Origin of the sequence: Aquamicrobium segne, from assembly GCF_042656785.1 — a bacterium.
GTDB classification, from domain to species: domain Bacteria; phylum Pseudomonadota; class Alphaproteobacteria; order Rhizobiales; family Rhizobiaceae; genus Mesorhizobium; species Mesorhizobium segne.
Window position 1 is genome coordinate 449,553 of sequence record NZ_JBHSLL010000012.1, and the last position, 18,338, is coordinate 467,890.

18 protein-coding genes are annotated in these 18,338 nt (G+C 62.5%); 1 reads left to right on the top strand and 17 read right to left on the bottom strand.

The features are described from left to right. Window positions 1-147 precede the first annotated feature (147 nt). The 8 genes from ACFPLB_RS05440 to ACFPLB_RS05475 all read right to left on the bottom strand — a co-directional run bounded on the left by ACFPLB_RS05440 (window position 148) and on the right by ACFPLB_RS05475 (window position 6,260). The gene (locus ACFPLB_RS05440; RefSeq protein WP_378228391.1) at window positions 148-1,914 is read right to left on the bottom strand and encodes a relaxase/mobilization nuclease domain-containing protein; all 1,767 of its coding nucleotides are present in this window, start codon (window positions 1,912-1,914) and stop codon (window positions 148-150) included. A gap of 281 nt (window positions 1,915-2,195) precedes the next feature. Next, window positions 2,196-2,516 carry a hypothetical protein gene (locus tag ACFPLB_RS05445; RefSeq protein WP_040590837.1) on the bottom strand — a complete coding sequence of 107 codons (321 nt, stop codon included), beginning with the start codon at window positions 2,514-2,516 and terminating at the stop codon, window positions 2,196-2,198. Continuing rightward, entirely contained in the window at window positions 2,513-3,415 is a 903-nt protein-coding gene (locus ACFPLB_RS05450; RefSeq protein WP_378228327.1) for a lytic transglycosylase domain-containing protein, read from the bottom strand. The genes ACFPLB_RS05445 and ACFPLB_RS05450 overlap by 4 nt, the downstream gene beginning before the upstream one ends. A gap of 3 nt (window positions 3,416-3,418) precedes the next feature. After that, complete coding sequence (locus tag ACFPLB_RS05455; RefSeq protein WP_378228328.1) at window positions 3,419-3,751, bottom strand: DUF736 domain-containing protein; 333 nt, start codon at window positions 3,749-3,751, stop codon at window positions 3,419-3,421. A 37-nt stretch (window positions 3,752-3,788) separates the two neighbouring features. Then, window positions 3,789-4,334 carry a S26 family signal peptidase gene (locus ACFPLB_RS05460; protein ID WP_378228329.1) on the bottom strand — a complete coding sequence of 182 codons (546 nt, stop codon included), beginning with the start codon at window positions 4,332-4,334 and terminating at the stop codon, window positions 3,789-3,791. Further along, window positions 4,331-4,849: a DUF2840 domain-containing protein gene (locus tag ACFPLB_RS05465; RefSeq protein WP_378228330.1), complete on the bottom strand. Its 519-nt coding sequence runs from the start codon at window positions 4,847-4,849 to the stop codon at window positions 4,331-4,333. The genes ACFPLB_RS05460 and ACFPLB_RS05465 overlap by 4 nt, the downstream gene beginning before the upstream one ends. Window positions 4,850-4,907: 58 nt before the next feature. Then, on the bottom strand, window positions 4,908-5,987 hold the full coding sequence (locus ACFPLB_RS05470; RefSeq protein WP_378228331.1) for a replication initiator protein A: 1,080 nt from the start codon (window positions 5,985-5,987) through the stop codon (window positions 4,908-4,910). Then, window positions 5,988-6,260, bottom strand: coding sequence for a helix-turn-helix transcriptional regulator (locus tag ACFPLB_RS05475; RefSeq protein ID WP_003052294.1), 273 nt, complete (start codon window positions 6,258-6,260; stop codon window positions 5,988-5,990). Window positions 6,261-6,730: 470 nt separating this feature from the next. On the opposite strand from ACFPLB_RS05475, the gene ACFPLB_RS05480 reads away from it, so the two are divergent. Continuing rightward, entirely contained in the window at window positions 6,731-7,018 is a 288-nt protein-coding gene (locus ACFPLB_RS05480; protein WP_378228332.1) for a DNA -binding domain-containing protein, read from the top strand. Window positions 7,019-7,031: 13 nt separating this feature from the next. Here the strand turns inward: ACFPLB_RS05480 and ACFPLB_RS05485 are convergent, their stop codons facing one another. From ACFPLB_RS05485 to ACFPLB_RS05525, 9 genes are all read right to left on the bottom strand, one after another. Then, on the bottom strand, window positions 7,032-7,508 hold the full coding sequence (locus ACFPLB_RS05485; protein WP_378228333.1) for a DUF2285 domain-containing protein: 477 nt from the start codon (window positions 7,506-7,508) through the stop codon (window positions 7,032-7,034). Window positions 7,509-7,599: 91 nt separating this feature from the next. Further along, a complete protein-coding gene (locus tag ACFPLB_RS05490) occupies window positions 7,600-7,815 on the bottom strand; it encodes a transcriptional regulator domain-containing protein (protein WP_081856739.1) in 216 nt (71 codons plus the stop codon). A 216-nt stretch (window positions 7,816-8,031) separates the two neighbouring features. Next, entirely contained in the window at window positions 8,032-8,562 is a 531-nt protein-coding gene (locus ACFPLB_RS05495; RefSeq protein ID WP_378228334.1) for an antirestriction protein ArdA, read from the bottom strand. Window positions 8,563-8,922: 360 nt separating this feature from the next. Beyond that, window positions 8,923-9,348, bottom strand: a complete 426-nt coding sequence (locus ACFPLB_RS05500; RefSeq protein ID WP_378228335.1) for a hypothetical protein — start codon at window positions 9,346-9,348, stop codon at window positions 8,923-8,925. 595 nt (window positions 9,349-9,943) lie between these two features. Then, window positions 9,944-12,742 carry a BPTD_3080 family restriction endonuclease gene (locus tag ACFPLB_RS05505; protein WP_378228336.1) on the bottom strand — a complete coding sequence of 933 codons (2,799 nt, stop codon included), beginning with the start codon at window positions 12,740-12,742 and terminating at the stop codon, window positions 9,944-9,946. Between the two features lie 6 nt (window positions 12,743-12,748). Further along, the gene (locus ACFPLB_RS05510; RefSeq protein ID WP_378228337.1) at window positions 12,749-16,018 is read right to left on the bottom strand and encodes a site-specific DNA-methyltransferase; all 3,270 of its coding nucleotides are present in this window, start codon (window positions 16,016-16,018) and stop codon (window positions 12,749-12,751) included. A gap of 124 nt (window positions 16,019-16,142) precedes the next feature. Next, window positions 16,143-16,553 (bottom strand): hypothetical protein, encoded by a 411-nt coding sequence (locus ACFPLB_RS05515; protein ID WP_378228338.1) that lies wholly within the window; start codon window positions 16,551-16,553, stop codon window positions 16,143-16,145. Continuing rightward, a complete protein-coding gene (locus ACFPLB_RS05520; RefSeq protein ID WP_378228339.1) occupies window positions 16,550-17,881 on the bottom strand; it encodes a recombinase family protein in 1,332 nt (443 codons plus the stop codon). The genes ACFPLB_RS05515 and ACFPLB_RS05520 overlap by 4 nt, the downstream gene beginning before the upstream one ends. Next, window positions 17,878-18,330, bottom strand: a complete 453-nt coding sequence (locus ACFPLB_RS05525) for a DUF2924 domain-containing protein (protein WP_378228340.1) — start codon at window positions 18,328-18,330, stop codon at window positions 17,878-17,880. Before ACFPLB_RS05525 ends, ACFPLB_RS05520 begins: the two co-directional genes overlap by 4 nt. Between the last annotated feature and the right edge of the window lie 8 nt (window positions 18,331-18,338).

The window sequence follows — 18,338 nt, forward strand, 5'->3', positions numbered from 1 at the left end:
CGGCCCCTGTCCCACGGTCAGCATTAGCGTGGATCAGGCACTAAATCAATCACATGATTTAGTTTACATCTGGTGAATGAGCTAGGTCAGGCCGGTGGACTGTGGGTATCCGGCATCAGCGTTGCCAGCATCGCGGTCGAAACAGCATTACAGTCCCAACCCCTTCTGCCGCCCCAACTGCCACGACACCGAACCGCCCTGCACGACGCCCATGATCTCACGGCCGAGCTGGCGGTCGATGACTGGCCGCCAAGGGACAAGGGTGAACTCGTGCGATTTCTCGACGATGGCGAACTTGCCGCTGGTCAGTTGCACGGTGCCGGTGAACTTGCCGCTGACGGTTTCGCCATGGGCGGCGGCACGGAACGGCAGCACTTTGCTCGCCGCCATCTCCGCGCCGAAGCTGGCAACCTCGCGCTCGCGTAGCGTGGCGAGAAGATTGCGCCGGTAGAAGATTCGGCCGTCCCGGCTGCGCGTGGCGTCGCCATGCTCGACGTGATGCTCGCGGCGCTGGTCCATCGCCTCGCGCACCTGCTGGCCGAAGCCGGCCGACGCAAGGTCGGTTGCGTCGGGCGTAACCAAGCGCCGGTCGAGCCAGGTCGCGCCGTCCGCGCCGATCTGCTTTTCAAGGTCGAGCACCGAAAGGACGCGAACGCTGGCCTGCCGGTTGCGGCCGGCGTCGTAGGCGGCGGCGCGGCTCTCGAAATCTTCGGGGATGCGCCATTGGTCGGCGTCGATCCGCTCGACGATGCCGGCGCGGCGCAATGCCTCCAGCCGGCGCACATGAGCATCAACATAACCTTCATAATCGCCGCCCGGAACGCGGCCCTCGAACTTCGCCTGTTCCAGATGGCGACTCGGCCGATAGACGCCATCCTCGGCGATGGCGGCAATGGTCCGGTCGGACGGACGGCTTGCCGTTTCGGCCGGGCCGATCTCGACGACGCTGCCTATCCGCGCGTCCTCGACGCGGGCCGCGTCGATGCCGGCGACATGGTGGGTCCGGCCGTCGATCCCGTCCACCACGACGGTCAGGTTCTCGCCCAGCTCGTCGGACAGATACTTATCGACGACGCGGCCGACGATGGGCTTTTCGGGCGGCCCGTCATGGATTTGGAAGGTCAGCGGGTCGCGCTCCAGGCCATCGGCCTTCAACGCCTTGTGCATGTTGCGGATGATGTCGCCGCGCTCGCCCATCTCGCGCAAGGTCGGCTCCATGCGCTCGCTCAATTCCCAAACGCCCGGCGCGTGCTCGGTCGCAAGCCCCATCTTGTCCAGCTTGGCGAGACGGCGCAGGCGAAGCGCCCGGTTGAACTGGCGGCGCGGCTCGGCCGGCTCTTGGCGAAGGTCGAGGAACCTATCGTCGGCTTCCTCGACCATAGCCCGGTCGATGCGGGTGAAACGGTCCTGGTCGATCTCGGCCGACAGCTTGCGGGTCTGCTCGATCTCGGTGACGGGGCCAAGCTCCAGCGTGGTCAATTCGCTCGCCCGCTCGCGGATGCCGTTGGCGAGATAGTCGCCGTTGATGACAAGGTTCTCGCCCAGGTCATCCTTGCCGCGCACGATGACATGCACATGGGGATGGCCGGTGTTGTGGTGATTGACCGCAACCCAATCGAGTTTCGTGCCAAGGTCGGCTTCCATCTGGCGCATGAGGTCGCGGGTATAGGCTGTCAGGTCCGACAGGTCCGCGCCGTCCTCCGGCGAGACGATGAATCTGAATTGGTGGCGATCCTCCTGGCCGCGCTCAAGGAAGGCAGCGCCATCGGCGCGGTCCTCGGTCGCCGAATAGAGCTGCCCGCGCTCGCCGTCGCGCGATGTGCCGTCGCGCTGGATGTAGCGCAGATGGGCGGCCGCCCTTCCGTTCCTGCCCGCCTCCTTGACGTAGCGGGTCTTGACGACGACGCGGCGCATTCCGGGCGCGCTGTGACGCCAGCCGCCTGACAGGGTGCGAGCGCGCACGAAGGCCGCGCCGCGTCCGCGCCGGACGCCCGGTCCTCCAGTCGAGCGCGCGCCCTTGCCGCCCTTGGCGGTCGAGGTCTTGCCTGGGCGCGGCGACGATCTGGATGACGTGGTGCTGTGCTGCCGCGCGATCTTCTTCGCCTGGGTGAGAAAGCTCTTGGTCTTGCCGCCCTTCGGCGCGTCGGATCGGATGCGGCCGGGCTTCGGGCGGAAGCGGTTTTCGTCGTCGGCGCTCACGTCCGCGCCTCCGGCCAAAACCCAAGAAAATCGGGTGTTCGGCGGTCATGGTGCCGGTCGAAATCCAGCAAAGCCAAGGCTTTGCGCAATATCGCGGCACGCGGGATCAAAAAGCATGGTGCCGCTCGCGGCTCCCCTAACCAGTGTGCAGACAACAACAATTTCAGAAATCCGGCCGACCTAGTGCCGGTTTCCTTTATCTTGCCCTCCGCTCTTTCGTCCTTCTCTGCCTCTCCGGCCCGGTATGCAGCCAGACGCGAACCCGCCTGACTGCACACCGGATCGTGCGCCGCCGAGCGCGGGAATGCCACCTTCATGGCGTATCTCCGACGCTCGCGCGGGCTACAAAAATGCTGCCGTCTTGCGGTTCCATAGCGGTGGGATCGCGCACCGGAACGGTCGCGCGAGCGTCGCCGGATTGCGTGTCGGACGGCTGCGCGGCGATTGCCTGGCTGTCGTTCGGCCGCATGATAAAGAGCGGTGCGTCGCGCCAGTCGGGCGGCGGTGGCGGTGCCGATGACGGCGCTTCGGATGCAGCCGCACCGCCAAGGATCGGCGCGAGCGCGGCGACATAGGCGCGTGTCTCGGCCGGCAGCGGACGGCCGGTCGAACGGTGCTCGTCGTAGCGGCCGGGGCCGGCATTGTAGGCCGCGAGCATCGCGCCGACATTGCCGTAGCGATCCCACATCTCGCGCAGATAGGCCGTGCCTGCGAGGATGTTGTCGCGGGGCTGATAGGTATCGCGGCCGAGCCGGTGACGGGCACGCAGGCCCGCCCAGGTGTCGGGCATAACCTGCATCAATCCCATCGCGCCGGCCGACGAAATCGCGCGCACGTCGCCCGCGCTCTCGGCGCGCAGGACGGCGCGAATCCAGTGTTCGGGGATGCCGAACCGCTGCGACGCCTCAGTGATGTGCGCGGCATAGGGGTCGACGGCAACCGGGCGCACGACCGACGCGGATTGCGCGACTGCGACGCCCGATCCGGCGCAGACTGATAGTGCGCCGGCCAGCAACAGGACGGCATAGCGCCATGGCTTCCTGTCGCCGCTATGACGCCAGCCTGCCAGCGTGCTCGCTACGGTAAAGGGTGCGCGCAAAGCGCCGGCCGGTGGCCGCCCTTGACCTTCGCTGCGCGCGCCCGCCGTCTTGTCGCCGAGCGGGACGAAGGGATGCGAGTGCGTTCCTGCGAACAAAGGGATGATCGGAACGCGCACCAATTAGCTCCGATCCTCGCGCGCCTTCGGCCGCTTCCACGCGAGCCGGAAGGTGCGTGCCTCGTCGTCGGCCTGGAACAGCGCCGGGCGAAACAGCGCAGGGAAAAGCGGGCTGTCGATCTCCAGGGCGATGTAATCCCCCGCGCGTTCGCCGACACGTTTCCACGCCCCGCCGATCTCGGGGCCGTCCTCATCGTCGAGGTGGATGCGATAGGCCGGCGTGTTCTCGCCGTCGCCCGGCTCGATGGCGACAAGCACGATTGCCTCGTCAATGCCGAACAGCCGGACGCGGCCGGCGTAACTGTTGGCCGTGGGTTCAAAGATATTGGCGGGCATTGTCAGTCTCCTTGTGATTGGTTGGGGAAGCGCGAAGTCAGTGCGTCGGCGCGCGCCACTCGAAGCGGCCGACGCCTTCCTCATCGGTCCAGAGCGGGACCGCTCGGCCGATGACGGAGCTTGCGGGGATGGGTCCGAAGTAACGGCCGTCCAGGCTGTCGCGGACATCCCAATTCATGAGGAAGATTTCGCCGGGCGCGATGACGCGGCAGCCCTGCCAGGCGGGCAGTTCACGGCCGATCCGGTCGCGCTCCAGCGCCTCGCCCATCTCGATCCCGTCAACCGTGATCGTGCGGCCGGCGCGGCAAACCCGCTGCCCTGGAAGGCCGACGACGCGCTTCAACAGCGGCACGCCGCGTCCGACATAACCGCGCTGCACCATGAAGGGGGCGAGCGGTTCGGGCGGCATGACCGCGACCAGCTCGGGCACCTCGATCCGGTCGGCCGGCTCGACGGTGTAGAAGCCTACCGGCGCGCTGGCCGTGGCGTTCCAAATGAGTTTCGTCGGCGTCTCGATGGCGCTTGCGACGGCAACGCCCATCGCGGCCAGCGCCGTGACGGCGAGATAGCGGCGGCGCGTCACGGGTCGATCCTCCGACGCCCAATCCACGCCGCATGTCGTTCCGGCGTGTAGTCGCTCGGCTCCAGACTGGCGGCTAGGCGGTTGTGCGCGTGTCGCCAGTAGTCCGGCGACACGTCGGCCGGGTCGAGGCCCAGCGCTTCCACGGCGTCTATGACGGCAAGTGCGCGCTGCACTTTCGGCCAGCCGTCTAGGCGTAACAGGATGTCGCCTCCAGGCCGGACGAAGGGCAACGTCTGGAATGGCTCGCCGCGACCGATGGCCCGCGCGATGTCGATGCGTGAAATGATCGTGCCGTGCTCGCCGGCCGCCCAGCGGACGAAAGCGAAGATGCTGTTCGGCGCGAAGCCGACGACGCTTCGGCGACGGTCGATGATCTGTTCGTAGCTCTTGCGGCCGAAGCGTATCCAGTACTCGACCTTGCGTTTCTCGAAAGTCAGTTCGACAAGCGTGGTGAAGGGCGCGGGTCCGTCCGGCAGCGGACGGCCGTGCGCGCCGCGACGGGCGCGATAGGTCATTGTTCGTCTCCGGTAATGGCTTGGGGGTTGCGCGGGCGCACCGCGTCGAGCGCGGGCGTCATGGTTCGCCTCGCTCGGCGGCACCGGCACCACGCCTCGCGTGTGCGCGCGTCAAAGAAGAAAAGTTAGATTCTCTGTTAGACTCTAAGTTAGCGGTCGGATTGCGCGTTTCAGGCCAAAGCATTAGCTGGGGTTCGTGCGCCTGATCTGCCGATAGGGTTGCGCCTGATGTGCCGATACCCCGTGCGCCTGATGTGCCGATGGCATTCACACCGTTATCAACAGGCACTGTGGACAGGTTTTCGGGGCAGATGCGAAGCAGCTCACGGGCGTCTTCCCGCTCGATCTGGAGTCGATAGCCAGGAAGCGGCTGGCGGGCCGCGATGCGGCGCAAGTCGAGCGCGAAATCGGACGGCCGTGCGAGGCTGCCGGATTTCTGATGAAGGTGCGCAAACTCGAACAGCCAGCCATGGCGCTGGCGGCCGGCGTGCTTACGGGCGACGCGGTAAAGCCAACGCTCGATGCCGCCTGTCAGCCGGAAATAGGCCGGGTCGATGGTCAGGACCAATGAGCGGTCGATGACGCTGTTGTAGAACCATTCGGGCAGGACAAATTCCATGCCCTCGACGCGGCCGGCGCGCGTCGTCATTTCCTCCCACTCGTTGATCCATGAAAATTGCCGGCGACGCCAATGCGGGCCGTTGCGGATGGTGGTGGCGATGACGGTCGATTGCAGTCGCGCGAGCGCGGCTTTCAGGAGCAGGTATTGATGGTTGCCGGTCGGCCGCCCGATGGCGCGCAGCAGATGGTAAGGCGTGAAGCGGACGAAGCGTGACGTGGTGAGGCCGTTGTTTTCGGCCGCGACGATCTGCGAGGCCGCCCATATCAGCACGTCGGCGTCCCATATGGTCGCCATGCCGTGCTCGGGCATCCCGAACACCTGCACCTCGACATCGGCGGCTTTGTAGAAAATCGGCTTGGTGCGCGGCGTCTTCGCAAGGGAGAAGAACGGCCGCTCCATCAAATCGCGCTGGTCGCGCGGTGCGGCGTCGCCGGTCGCGACCACGAAGGGGTCGAGTCGGCTGCGTTCGCTGGCGTCGGCCGGCTGCGCGGGGCTATGGTCGTCCTCGCGCAGCATTCAGCAATCGCCCAGCTCTTTGGGCGTGAGCGGACGCGCGGGAAAAACCGTGCCGGCGTTCTTGTCGCGGGTGGATTTGCGTGTGCCGACCGCGCTCCAGGCTTCAAGATCGCGGACGGTGTAAAGGACACGGCCGCCGATCTTGCGATAGGTCGGGCCGGTGCCGTAGGTGCGGTGCTTCTCAAGGGTGCGGACGGACAGGCCGAGAAAGCGCGCGGCTTCCTGTGTGCGAAGCAGGCGCGGCGGCAGGTCCGCATTGCGGCGGATGGCCATAAGATCACCTCTGGTTCGTCGGTTGATGTGGCCGCCGAAAACTTCGGCGGGCTGTGGCGAACCATGGCGAGGGATCGGCGGCGCGTAGCGTGCCGCATTTGCGCCTATGCGCTGGCGGCACCCCAGCGGGAGCGACGGCAAGCTGAAAAGACGATGGATTTCAGCGCGTCATTGCCTGTCGCGCTGATTAGGGAAAGACATCCCGGCGCGGTTCGGCTAGACATGGAAGTGGAGCAGACGCGCTGCTCCGGGGCGTCGAAACCCCTGGTTAGCGGTTGGTGCCGGCCGTGACGGCACCGAACTCCTTGACCTTATGGTCGGGGAGCCTGTGGCGTATACAACAGGCTCTCCGAGCTAAAGGCCATAGGGCCGTCTAACCACGGTTTCGAACTCCCCGATCACCAAGAGTCAGAGAGTATCGTTTGCGGGGGCGCACCGCAGACAAATCCTCTCGGATACGGGGAACGGCCATGCGAGTGCCTGTCGAACTTGATCCCGATGTGGACGACGAAGCGCCAGCGGGAAACGACATAACGCCTTATGACGAACGGCATTACGTCACCTATCTGCGCCTTCTCGACGCGAAGGCCGAAGGCGCGGACTGGATGGAAGTCGCGCGAATCGTGCTGCATTGCGATCCGGTCGGCGATGAAGCGCGGACGCGGCGATGCTGGGAAAGCCACCTTGCCCGCGCCCAATGGCTTTCACGCGAAGGCTATCGTCGCATCTTGGAACAGGCTGTCGCGGCCGGGCGCTGATCGTTGCCGGCTTTCACTCGGCAGGCGATTTGATCGGATAGTGCAGCAATAGGCGGTAGCCGCCCCTCATCATTTTCAGGCCGTGCGCGACCAATCGGCGGGCCTGGTTCTTGCGGGGGTCGGCTTCCCAATCCTCCTTGGTCCCGCGAAAGCCAAACAGGACTTCCGCGATGGTGCGATAGCTTTCGCCTCGCAAGCGGGCGTCGAGCGCGCGCAGGGACAGGATATGAAACTTACGGAGCTGCGCCGGCATGGTGCGGAAGTCCGCGCCGGGCGCTCGCCCATTGAGGGACCGCCAAAGTCGGCGGGCGGCATGGGCGCGAAGCTCCATGAAAGAATCCATCGGAAGGGATACGGCATAGAAGGCCGCTGCGTCGGGCACGGCCTGGGGCAGCCAGAATTGATGCGCGACGCCATCCACATTCCAGATGCCATGCCACCCATCCGCCGCGTGCCGTAGGTCGAGGCCGGACAGGTGCGCCAGCGTCACTATAGGTTCCGTCGCCCCGTTACGGTGCTGCACAGGGGACAAGAGAACCGCTTGCGGCTGGAGACTTGGAATCCAGAACAGGGATTGCCGATCAGGCGGCGTTTCGGGATCGCACGGGAAATCGCAAACCCCACCGCTGCGAGAATCCATCAAGCTGGTCGCCGGCTGGCTCCTTCACCTGGGATATTGTTTGGAAGTCGCGATGATAGTCCTCATGGCGACGAAGATACTCCCAGGCGAAACCGGCGGGGGGAATAGCTTTCGCGTGCCCGTAAGCCGCCGGCGCACGCCAATCAATGCTAAGCATGGCGTCACCTCCCTATGCCGGGCGGCGCAGGGCAACGCCCGGATAGAGAGTTTCCGAAATCGCCAACACTGGATATAGCTGGAGTTATACGGAATGTTGTTCGTGCAGGCCGCACATTTATAGTTATTTTCTTCTTAACAACATTTCCGTGATTTACTAGTCTGTGAGGCGCTGCGCGTCGCCTTGCCCGCTGGAGCAGGCAAGGCAACCCAAGTCTCACCTGTTGGAAAAGATATGCACCTCGTCGCGGGCGGTTTCTATCGTGAAGAACTCGCCGCCCATTTCGGCGTCGCGCGCCATAGCCTCCCAATCAATGTAGTAGCGCAGGGCTTCGGGGATCGTGGTGCCGCTTTCGGCGGTCAGCTCCTCCATGTAGTCGGCAAGGCTGGCGTGCTGGCCATGATAGCAATCCTGCAAGGCGCTCTCGGCCTGGTCGATGTCACCGACGAATTGCTCCAGCAGACCCGCGCCTAGTGCGCCGTGCTCGGCGATGAAAGCGCCCATCCGCGCCACGCTCTCGATGCTGGCATATTCCCTGATAGTGACGCCCTCAAAGCCTTCATAGTCATGGATGGCATATTCTTCCGCGCCCTTGATCGGCGAGCGCGCAAGCATCGCGGCAATCTCGTCCCTGATGTCGTCGGCGTCCTGATCCGCGTCGATCCAGGCACCATGCAGATAGCCATTGTTGTAGGCTGCGAGGCAGGCGACATAGATACGGGGATTGTTGTCGGTTGCGCTGGTCATGTCTCTGTTCCTTCGGGTTTGGGGTTCAGAGCAGCGCAGCGCCGCTCCTGAACCCTTGCCCGGCGGCGAGCCAAGGGTAGCAAGGCGCAGGAGAAGTCTTTGGCACCGTGGAATAAATGGAGGGGACCCGCTTGCGGGGAGCGGGCCGTTTATGCCGCGAAAGGGCAGAGAGTTTTCTTGCGCCGCGCGAGGGCAACGCCCTTAGCAATCTCCTTCATAACGATCAGATGAAACGCGGCGGCAGCCGCGCCGGCCCGGAGGCGAACGCGCCCCCACATAGCTCCGTAGTGAGCCGGAGGGCCGCCAGTGACAAAGCCCCGGCGCTTTAGCGCCGGGTCAATTTGATATTACGTCGTTGGATTAGCGGACGGGCGTGGGTCCGCTGGCCGAAGGTGCTGCCAGTCGCAGCAAGGCCGAAATCCCGACAAAGCCGCCGCCGATGATGCAAAAGATTTGCCGCCAGATTTCGGACGGGACCGACTCCTTGGTGACGCCGTGGACCAGCGCATAGCCGGCCACGGCGGCGGGCGCGGCAAAGATCAGCGCCACGGCGAGGCGCAGGATCGGGGAGCGTAGCGAGTCAAAGAGAAGCGCCATGACGCCGAAGGCTGCACCGGCCGCGACCAACCCGACCAAGCCTGCGCCGATCAAGCCGGAGCCGGTCTGATAGGCGAACTGCGCAGCCGTCAATCCGAGCATGAAGGGCAGCGCATAGACCGCGAGCGTATAGGCTGCGACGCAAAGCATTGCGATCAATACAACGCTCATTATCATTACGACGGCCATGGCTCTGCTCCTTTACGACTGGCGCGGTTCGCTCTTTCTTGCTCCTTCGCGTGGCGATGCGCCTATGATGACGGTCCTCGTTTATTCTGTCGACCGCGAACGTGGCTTTCTCGCGCAAGCCGGCGAAACAAGCGTGATTAAACAGAAGCGGCCGGAAACCTGCTGAGATTTCAGCAGATTCCGGCCGATTTTCATGGTTCATTTTGGAGGGCTATGGAGTAAACGTAGTGCTCATCGGTATCCCGCACGTCCCGCCAGTCAACTTGTTGGAATCATTCTCTGATTCGTATTAGGCAGCCGAAACGGCGCGGAACTGCGGGTTTTCGGGCCAAAGCTGGTGACTGCGGTGCCTAGCTGAAACGCAGATTTCGTTCTCTCTCGGCCGATTTTCTCCAAACCTCCTGACTGCGCGGATTTGGTACGGAATCATAAGTTACTGTAAATGCATAGTTATTTTGCTCGCTTTGTCCGTACTTTTGTGGTGGACAGCAGCGGGAGAAAGAACTCGGGTCGAACTTTCCGGCTACCGAGGCCCTGCGACACATCTGGAGAACGCAGAATCAAACCTCGCTCGCACGGCGGCGGTATGACGTCATCATGCCGGTTCTGCCATGGCGACGTTCGCGTGCTTCGTTACAATATCCTGCAGGTCGCTCGGCCTGAACGCTACATCCCAGGCCCACTGCCCGAATCCTCCAGTGCCGTTGATCGCGCTGACCCATTCGTTCAGCGCGTCCCGCTTGGCCCTGTTTTGAGGGCTGTCTACCCCCTTTATTTCGAGGGCGAGCGTCTTGCCGCCAGAGAGCCGGACGAGGAAATCGGGAACATACCGACGGCGTGAACCAGCCCACATATACTGAATCTGGAAGCCCAGATGATCGTTCTTCGCATAGGCAACGACATCACCCCGCCCCTCGAAGACATTTGCCGCGTGACCCTCCCACGATGAGTCGCCAACGAGGTGGCTGATGTGCGACTTGATGGTTGGGAAGCACGGCTTGGCCGTGTACCAGGTGCGCATCAACCCGGTTGCACCGATCGGGTTTTCCTCGTCGAACACGGGCGTCAGGCGTTCCGTGTTCTGCTCCGTCACGTTGCTCAGCACATGCTGGACTACCAGATCGATGTTGAGCGCGATCAGAATCCGCCGCCGAAGCGGGTCGGAGTGAAACAACGACGGGATATCGAGACGATCGGAGTTGAGGAACGCCTCGACGATCCTGACGAGCTGCGCCGCCAGATATTCGTGGGTGCCCGAAAAACCGTGGCTGAGTTCGACAAATGCCTTCCGGGCAGCCTGAAAGACGAGGCGTTGCAGACGGAAGCCGTCCGGCAGCTTCTCGAGGTCGATGGCTGTTACCTTGCCCATGTCGGTCGCGCCGCCGAGCGCCGGAGCCAGTTCGGCGCTGATCGGCGTGCTGGCAGGGTCGAGCACGAGCGGTGTTACCTTGCCCCAGTCCATGGTCAGCTGCGGTCTTACGACCGTCTCGACCCGCAGCACGTTCGGCCAGCGAAGTTCCAGATGCGCCCGGTCGGGAATCACTTCGATCTGCGTGGTCGGCTTCGGTGGCGGCGGAGCCTCGCCGCTTTCGCCGGTCTCCGATATTGATAGCGGCACGCCGAAGACGTTGACGTATTCGGGTAGGAACAGACCGTTTTCGTCGGTGTCGTAGGATACGCGGCGCAATCCGCGCCCCACGACCTGTTCACAGAGCAGTTGTGACGTGAAGGCCCGGAGGCCCATGATGTGCGTCACATTCTTGGCGTCCCAACCCTCTGACAGCATCGCCACGGATATGACGTTCTGGAGATCTTGACCAGCCGCTCCCCGTTTCCCGACGTTATCGACGATCTCGCGCAGCAGTTCCTCCTTCTTCAGGGCGAGGAACTGCTGGCGGCGCGTTTCGGGGATGTCTGCCGCGTCGATGATTGCCTTCAGACGCGCCTCGTAATCCTTGTCGGACGACGCGGTTTCACCGATCTCGGCCTTCTCCAGCACCCTGGAATCGACCCGCAGCGTCTTCGTTGGCGCATGCAGCTCGGGCCAGTGCGCATCGCCCTTGTTGAAGTAGTTCTCGATGCGGGCCGCAGTTTCCGTGCGGTTGCAGACTGTGAGCATGACGGGCGGCGAATGATGCCCGGCCTCCTCCCACTGCCGCCGCGTTTCCCGCCAGTCGGCGCCGAGCAGCGTGTAAGCGTCCTGGACCAGCTTCGGCAGTGCTTCGTGGCGTTCGGCTTTTGCCCGGTTCAGGTCCTCGGAGACGGACGGGTCGCGATAGATGTGGTAGAGCTTCGAGCGTAGGGTGTTCGCGTCAGGAACGGCATCGTCGCGGACCACCACGCGCGGAGTTTTCACCAGCCCGGCCTCGATTGCGTCGTTGAGGCCAAAATCCGAAACGATCCAGTCGAACAGCGCGGTATCGGTGCTGGCCTTGCCGGTTGGCGCGAAAGGCGTGGCCGAAAGGTCGAAACAGCGCTGGATGCGCCGGGTCTTGTGGATGCGATCCAATCCCTCGATCCAGCGGGTCGCCTCGTCCAGGTCGATACCGTGTTCAGCAGCCTGCTTCTTGCTAATCTTCAGTTCAGCTGGCTTACGATAAGCATGGTGCGCTTCGTCGTTTATGACGATTATATCCTTGTACGCCGCTAATTTGCCCAGCACACGACGCGTAAACACCTCATCAGATTCGCGTCCCTTCTTCACAACTGAGCGCGCTTGTTCTTTCAACGGCATAAGGGAGTGCCAGTTTTCGATCAGGATTTCGGCTTGGTTCAATTTCTGGCGCAGGGCTTCCGAGGGGCAGAGATTAAATTCGTCATAATAACTCCCCTCGCTCGGCAGCAGCACCTGCAGCCGTTCCTTCACGGTCAGGCCCGGCGCCACGATGAACACCGCGCGGCTGAAATCCTTGTTCCGCTTCGGATAGGTCAGCGCGTTCAGCACTTGCCAGGTAATGATCATCGCCATCACCGTGGTCTTGCCCGCGCCCGTGGCCATCTTGTTGCAGAGGCGCTCCCACGCCCCGCCATCGCCGGGAATCGCGATGCCCTGCTTGTAGGCCTCGGTGCCTTCTACCCACCAGATCAGGGTCTCGATGGCCTCGAGCTGGCAGAAATAGAACGGGTGCTGCCGCGCCTCCTGGTCGTACCAGTGCTCCAGCAGCTTGCGGGTGACGATGGTCACGCCGGGCCAGCCCGCCTCGCGCCAGGCATCCACGCGCGCCCGGATCGTGTTCACTAGATCCAGCACCTCGGTGCGCTTGGTGTTGTTGCGCGCGTCGAAGACCTCGTAGCTCGCCGGCCGCCGCTCGGACTTGATCTCCAGCTTGCCGCCCTTGGCCTCGACCCAATGCTGCGCCGGGCATTCCCATGGCCTGTTGATGATCAGCGACATGGGCAGTCAGTCCCCGAGAGCCATGATCTTGAGCGACTCGATCCCGCGGTCGTCCACGATCTTGACCGCGATCCGGCCCTGTTCCCCGGCTTCGAACGGCAGCGAGACGGTGCCGTGAAACTGCTCCAGCAGATCCTCGTCAAGCTCTGCCCGCACCGTCCGGCGCAGCCGGTTCCAGCCGCCCTTCGCGTCCGCCATCGGGAAGAACACCTGGTGCGGCATCAGCGAGCGATTGTCGTAGTCCACATCCAGCAACCACATTGCGATCTGCGACTTGCCGCCGGACACGAGGTCACCCTTGCGCGGGTCGAAATAGTCGAAGCCGTTCACCTCGACCTCCCACATCCCGTCCTTGCGCTTGCGCAGCTCCACGTCGGGCTGACCCATCAGCCAGAAGGACTGGTTCGAGGCGCGCTTCTTCTTCAGGTCCTCGGTCAGCAGGTCAGTGTTCATCTGCGCTTTGAGCAGCGTGACACCGGGCCAGTTCACCTCGTCGATGTCCTTCGCGGCCTCCGGGTCGAAGGTGAAGGCGCAGAACAGGATGAACTTGGGCGACGGGCGCAGGGTCTGAGCCTCGTCCAGCGCCAGTTCCACCTGCCGCTGCTCCAGCGCCGCGTGCTCGGGGCCGAAGCTTACAACGACACGCTCGCCCGTCTCGGCCAGCGATCCGCTGGCGTGGATGTATTTGAGTCCCGGCAAAGTCTCGAACTCGGCGAAGCGGAGCATGGCGCCGCCCTTGCCGCGCACGCCGGTCTTGAGCAGTTCGCCGCGCCACAGCGCCTGGCGGGAGGTCTCGCCGGAGCGGGCGACGGTTTCGTCGGCTTCCTGCGGCGGGATGCTCTCGTCCAACGAAAGGACGGTTGGCGCCGGCACCGCCTCGACCGAGAAGGGTCCGCAGATGCGGAGCTTGGTGCGGTCGATGCGCGGCTTGTCGTAGAGCATCTCTTGTTCGGCATGGTCGGCGATGGACTGATCCATGCGGCGCTGCATCGCCTGACGGGCGGCGTGGAAGGCGTCGAAAGCGGTGCGGGCGGCCTCTGGCCAGTCGTCGGGCCAGTCGAAGGGCACCTCCCATTCATGCAAGGTATCGCCCTGGGAGAGGTCCACCGGCTTGCCCTTGCGCACGCCCTGCGCGGGCTTGAGCGGTTTCGGCGGGCTTGCCGCCAGCGCGGCGTTCAGGTCTGCCAGCGCCGATGCGATCTTCGGGTGGTCCTCGTCGTAGATCGTGTCGATGTCGGGGTTGTTGGCGATGCTCTTCAGCGTGATGTGCGGGACGGTTTCATAGTCGAAGCCGCCACCCAGCCCCTCATGCGGATAGCGAAGCGCGTAGTAGTCGAAACTGGCGGTCATCAGCCGCTGCTTGGCCAGCGTGATCGCCACGCGGGATGTGTCGCAGGTGATCCAGCGCCGCCCCCATTTCTCGGCGACGAAGGCAGTTGTGCCGGAGCCGCAGGTGGGATCGAGCACCAGATCACCGGGATCGGTGCACATCAGCATGCAGCGTTCGATCACGGTTCTTGTCGTCTGAACAACATATGCTTTCGACTCAAACTCGATTGTGTCATGCCATGAATTGGCCTGTGATAAATATCCAAAGTCATTGAAAAACATCTTGAAGTAGGGCTTGGCTCCCGGTTTGTAGAGACGAGATGCTTTCTTTAATCTTTCAACTCCCTCTTTCGTAGTTCGCCAGCTTTTGGCGCGGGCCTTTTGCGTTTCCCCGAAAAGCTCGAAATCGTAAGTGCAGCTTTCTGTATAGCCAGAAGAGAGAAGGTCTGATCGCTTAAAGACGCCATCGAGTTTGAAGGCGTAGTCAGGGTCGTCGAGTTCTTCTTTTGTGACGCTCCGAAAATCGGTTGAAGATAAGGCTACATTTTTGAATTCCGAACCTTGGCCGGATTTCTTGCGAACCAACAAGTTCCGATACTTTGGCGACGCATCCTTGTCCTTCACATACCAGATCACATAATCGTAGATCGACTCGATGCTTCCGGACTCAAGCGGCATCATGCTTCGGTAATTGATTATTGCCACAAGGTTTTCTGCACCGAAAACCTCGTCCATCAACTCTCGAATATGGTGCAGGTTCTCATCACTGATCTGGACAAAAACACTGCCCTGCTCGTTGAGAAGTTCGCGGGAAAGAAGAAGCCGATCCCGCATGTACGATAAATAGGAATGGATTCCGAGCTCCCATGTATCACGGAACGCCTTGATCATCTCGGGTTCCTGGGTAAGATCCTCGTCCTTTCCATCTTCAACCTTTCGCTTGTTGGTGAAGGGCTGGAAGTTCGAGCCGTATTTGATGCCGTAGGGCGGGTCGATGTAGATCATCTGAACCTTGCCGCCCATGCTCTCCTTTGTCAGGAGCGAGTTCATCACCAGCAGGCTGTCGCCCGCCACCAGCCGGTTCGCCCAGCCCTTTTCATGCTGGTAGAAATCCAGCGCCTGGCGCAGCGGCAAGTTTTCGAAGGGTGCGGCGAACAGATCCGGCTGCCGCCACTGCGCCGCGGCGTCCTTCCCCTTCAGCCGCTTGGCCGCGTTGGCGAGGATCGTCGCCGGGTCCACCCGCTCATGGACATGGAGCGAGACGGTATCGACCTCGACGCTCGTCCGCTCGGCCTTGCCCGTCCAGTTGAGATAGGGCGCCTGCAGCCGCTTCAGTTCCTGTAGCGCGTCCCGCATCCGCTCAGGATCGTTGCTGGCTAGCGCGCTGTCGATCAGCTTCTCGATTCCGGCCCGTGCGCTGTCGAAGTTCAGCACCGGGTCGAGATGCGGGTCGTAGGCCCAGACCGTCTTCTCGCCATCCGGATCGGTGCTGGCATGGACTATGCCCACCTCGGGGTTGTTCACCCGGGTCTCGCCGTGACGGTAAGATAGCACCTGTACTGGCCCGCCAGGCCTGCGCGAGGCCTTATTCGTGGCCTTGGCCCGTCGATGACGTGTCGCGGCCTCTTCGGTCTGGGTCAGTTCAAACCCATCGTCCTCGTCGCCCTCATCACGGTCCAGATCGTCATCCTCATCGTCCGGATCTTCGGTGACACGGAAGATCGACCCGCCTCGTCCCTTGCCACGCCCGAGCACATCCTCATCGATCAGTGCATCGCGCGCAGTGATATAGTCGTCCTCGGTAAGGTCGGGTATGTGCTCTCGCAGCAGAGCCAGCATGGCCCCGTTACCGATGGAGGAACCGTCATCGGGAGCCAAGTTCAGGATCAGTTCGGTGAGACTGTCAAAAATGCTCGAATCAGCATTGGCCGTATTTGTATGGTTCATATCGCCCCTCTACCAGCTGGTAATCTAGGCAACGCGATACAGGGCTGTAAAGATCGCAACATGCCAGCAGCAGATACGTCACGGTGGGCACGTCCCAAACCTGTTTGGCTGAGAACGTCCGGAATTACAGCATACAAAGCGATGCCGACTGCCTCTCCCACTCCAGTGGAAACGGCTTCATCAGCGTCGCCAGCGTGATATCCCGCCCCTGTCTGCCATCGAGGATCGCCTCGACGATTGGAGGCGCCAGCAGGGTCAGGCGTAGGACGCGGCTGACATAGGAGGAGCTGATTGTCTCGGCTCGGGCAATGTCCTCAACTGTGGTGTGAACGCCGGTTTCCAGCAGCTTGCGCCAGCGGAAGCCACGGGCGATGGCTTTCACCATGGTGTTGTCGACACGAGCACGTGGCAGCGCCCATGACGATGTGCCGTCGGGCAGGACGATCTGCTTGCGCCCACCGCGCTTGTTGAACGTGAGCGGCACATGCACGGTGATGGTGTCGTGATCGCTGGTAACGGAAGCTGTCATACTCATGCTGCCTTCCTGTTGTCAGAGTTTTTCCGATCCGACCCTATGGTGCCAAGATCCGCAACAAGGCCGGCCAACCCTAGCGTGCGCAGGCGGATGGCGAGGCCATCGGCGGCAAGATCAACCCGCTCGACCAGAAGCTGGACGATGCGAGCCTGCTCGGTCGGAAACAGTTCGTCCCAGATCGGATCGAGCCGCTCCAGCGCATCGCGGACGTCGGCCTCCGGCAGGCCAGCGATTTCGGGCCGGGCTGCGCGCCATGTGCCAATGATGATTTCCGGTGCTCGCAGAAGCCCGCGCAGCTGATCAATGACGGCGCTCTCTACCTCTGCGGCCGGCACACGAGCAATCGGACAGGCATCGGCCCCGCGTTTCAGCACCGACTGGCTGACATAATAGCGATAAAGCTTGTCGCCCTTCTTTGTGTGGGTCGGCGAGAATGCAGCGCCGTCAGGACCAAAAATCAGACCTTTCAATAGGGCCGGCGTCTGCGCCCGCGTATTGCTGGCCCGTTTGCGTGGGCTTGTCTGAAGAATGGCATGAACCTTGTCCCACAAAGTGCGATCAATGATCGCCTTGTGCTCACCGGGATAGCTTTCGCCCTTGTGCACGGCCTCGCCAATATAAACCCGGTTTTTGAGCAGCTTGTAGAGAACACCCTTATCGACCAGTTTGCCCCGGCGGGTACGCACATTTTCTGCAGCCAGAGCTTTTGCCAGCACAGTTGACGAGCCGATGCTGACAAATCGCTCGAAGATCATCCGTACCGTGGCAGCCTCGGTTTCATCGATTACCAGTTTGCGGTTTTCCACCCGGTAGCCGAGTGGAACGACACCACCCATCCACATGCCCTTCTTGCGGGAGGCCGCAAACTTGTCACGAATGCGCTCGGCCGTGACTTCCCGCTCAAACTGGGCAAAGGACAGCAGAATGTTTAGCGTCAGCCTGCCCATCGATGTGGTGGTGTTGAACGACTGGGTGACGGAGACGAAGGTGACGCCATTTCTGTCGAACACCTCGACCAGCTTGGAAAAATCCATCAAGGAGCGTGACAGGCGGTCGATCTTGTAAACGACGACCACATCAACCAGCCCGTCCTCGATATCAGCCAGCAGCTGTTTTAGCGCCGGCCGCTCCAGCGTACCGCCGGAGATGCCGCCGTCATCATACTGATCACGCACCAGCACCCAGCCCTCGGAACGCTGGCTGGCAATATAGGCCTCGCAGGCCTCGCGCTGCGCATCAAGGCTGTTGAACTCCTGCTCCAGCCCTTCCTCGGAGGATTTTCTGGTGTAGATGGCGCAGCGGAGCTTGCGAACGGCAGGCTTCGTCATGTCCGGCTCCTGTGGTTTTTCAGGCCGAAGAAAATCCAGCCATTCCAGCGCGTGCCGGTGATGGCGCGGGCGACCGAGGACAGACTTTTGTAAGGGCGCCCCTGCCATTCAAAACCATCGGCCAGCACAGTAACGGTGTGCTCGACACCCTGCCATTCGCGGATCAAGCGGGTTCCAACGATCGGTCGGTCATCAGCACGGTTGCGTCGCACCAGCATGTTGCCACCGTCAAGCTGTTCACCCAAAGCTTCAAGCCGCTCGATTGTCGAGGGCTTCAGTCCGCCAAGGCTGAGTTCCTGGATGCGATACGCGATGCGGCTTTCGAGGTAGCGGCGATTGAAGGCTGGCGGCTCGCTGTCGAACAGTTCGCGCCACTGCTTTTTCAATTCCGGCGTCTTGGCCGTCTTCAGCGCCGCCAGGCGCGCGGGGATAGGATCGTGAGTCGTCATGCGGTTCT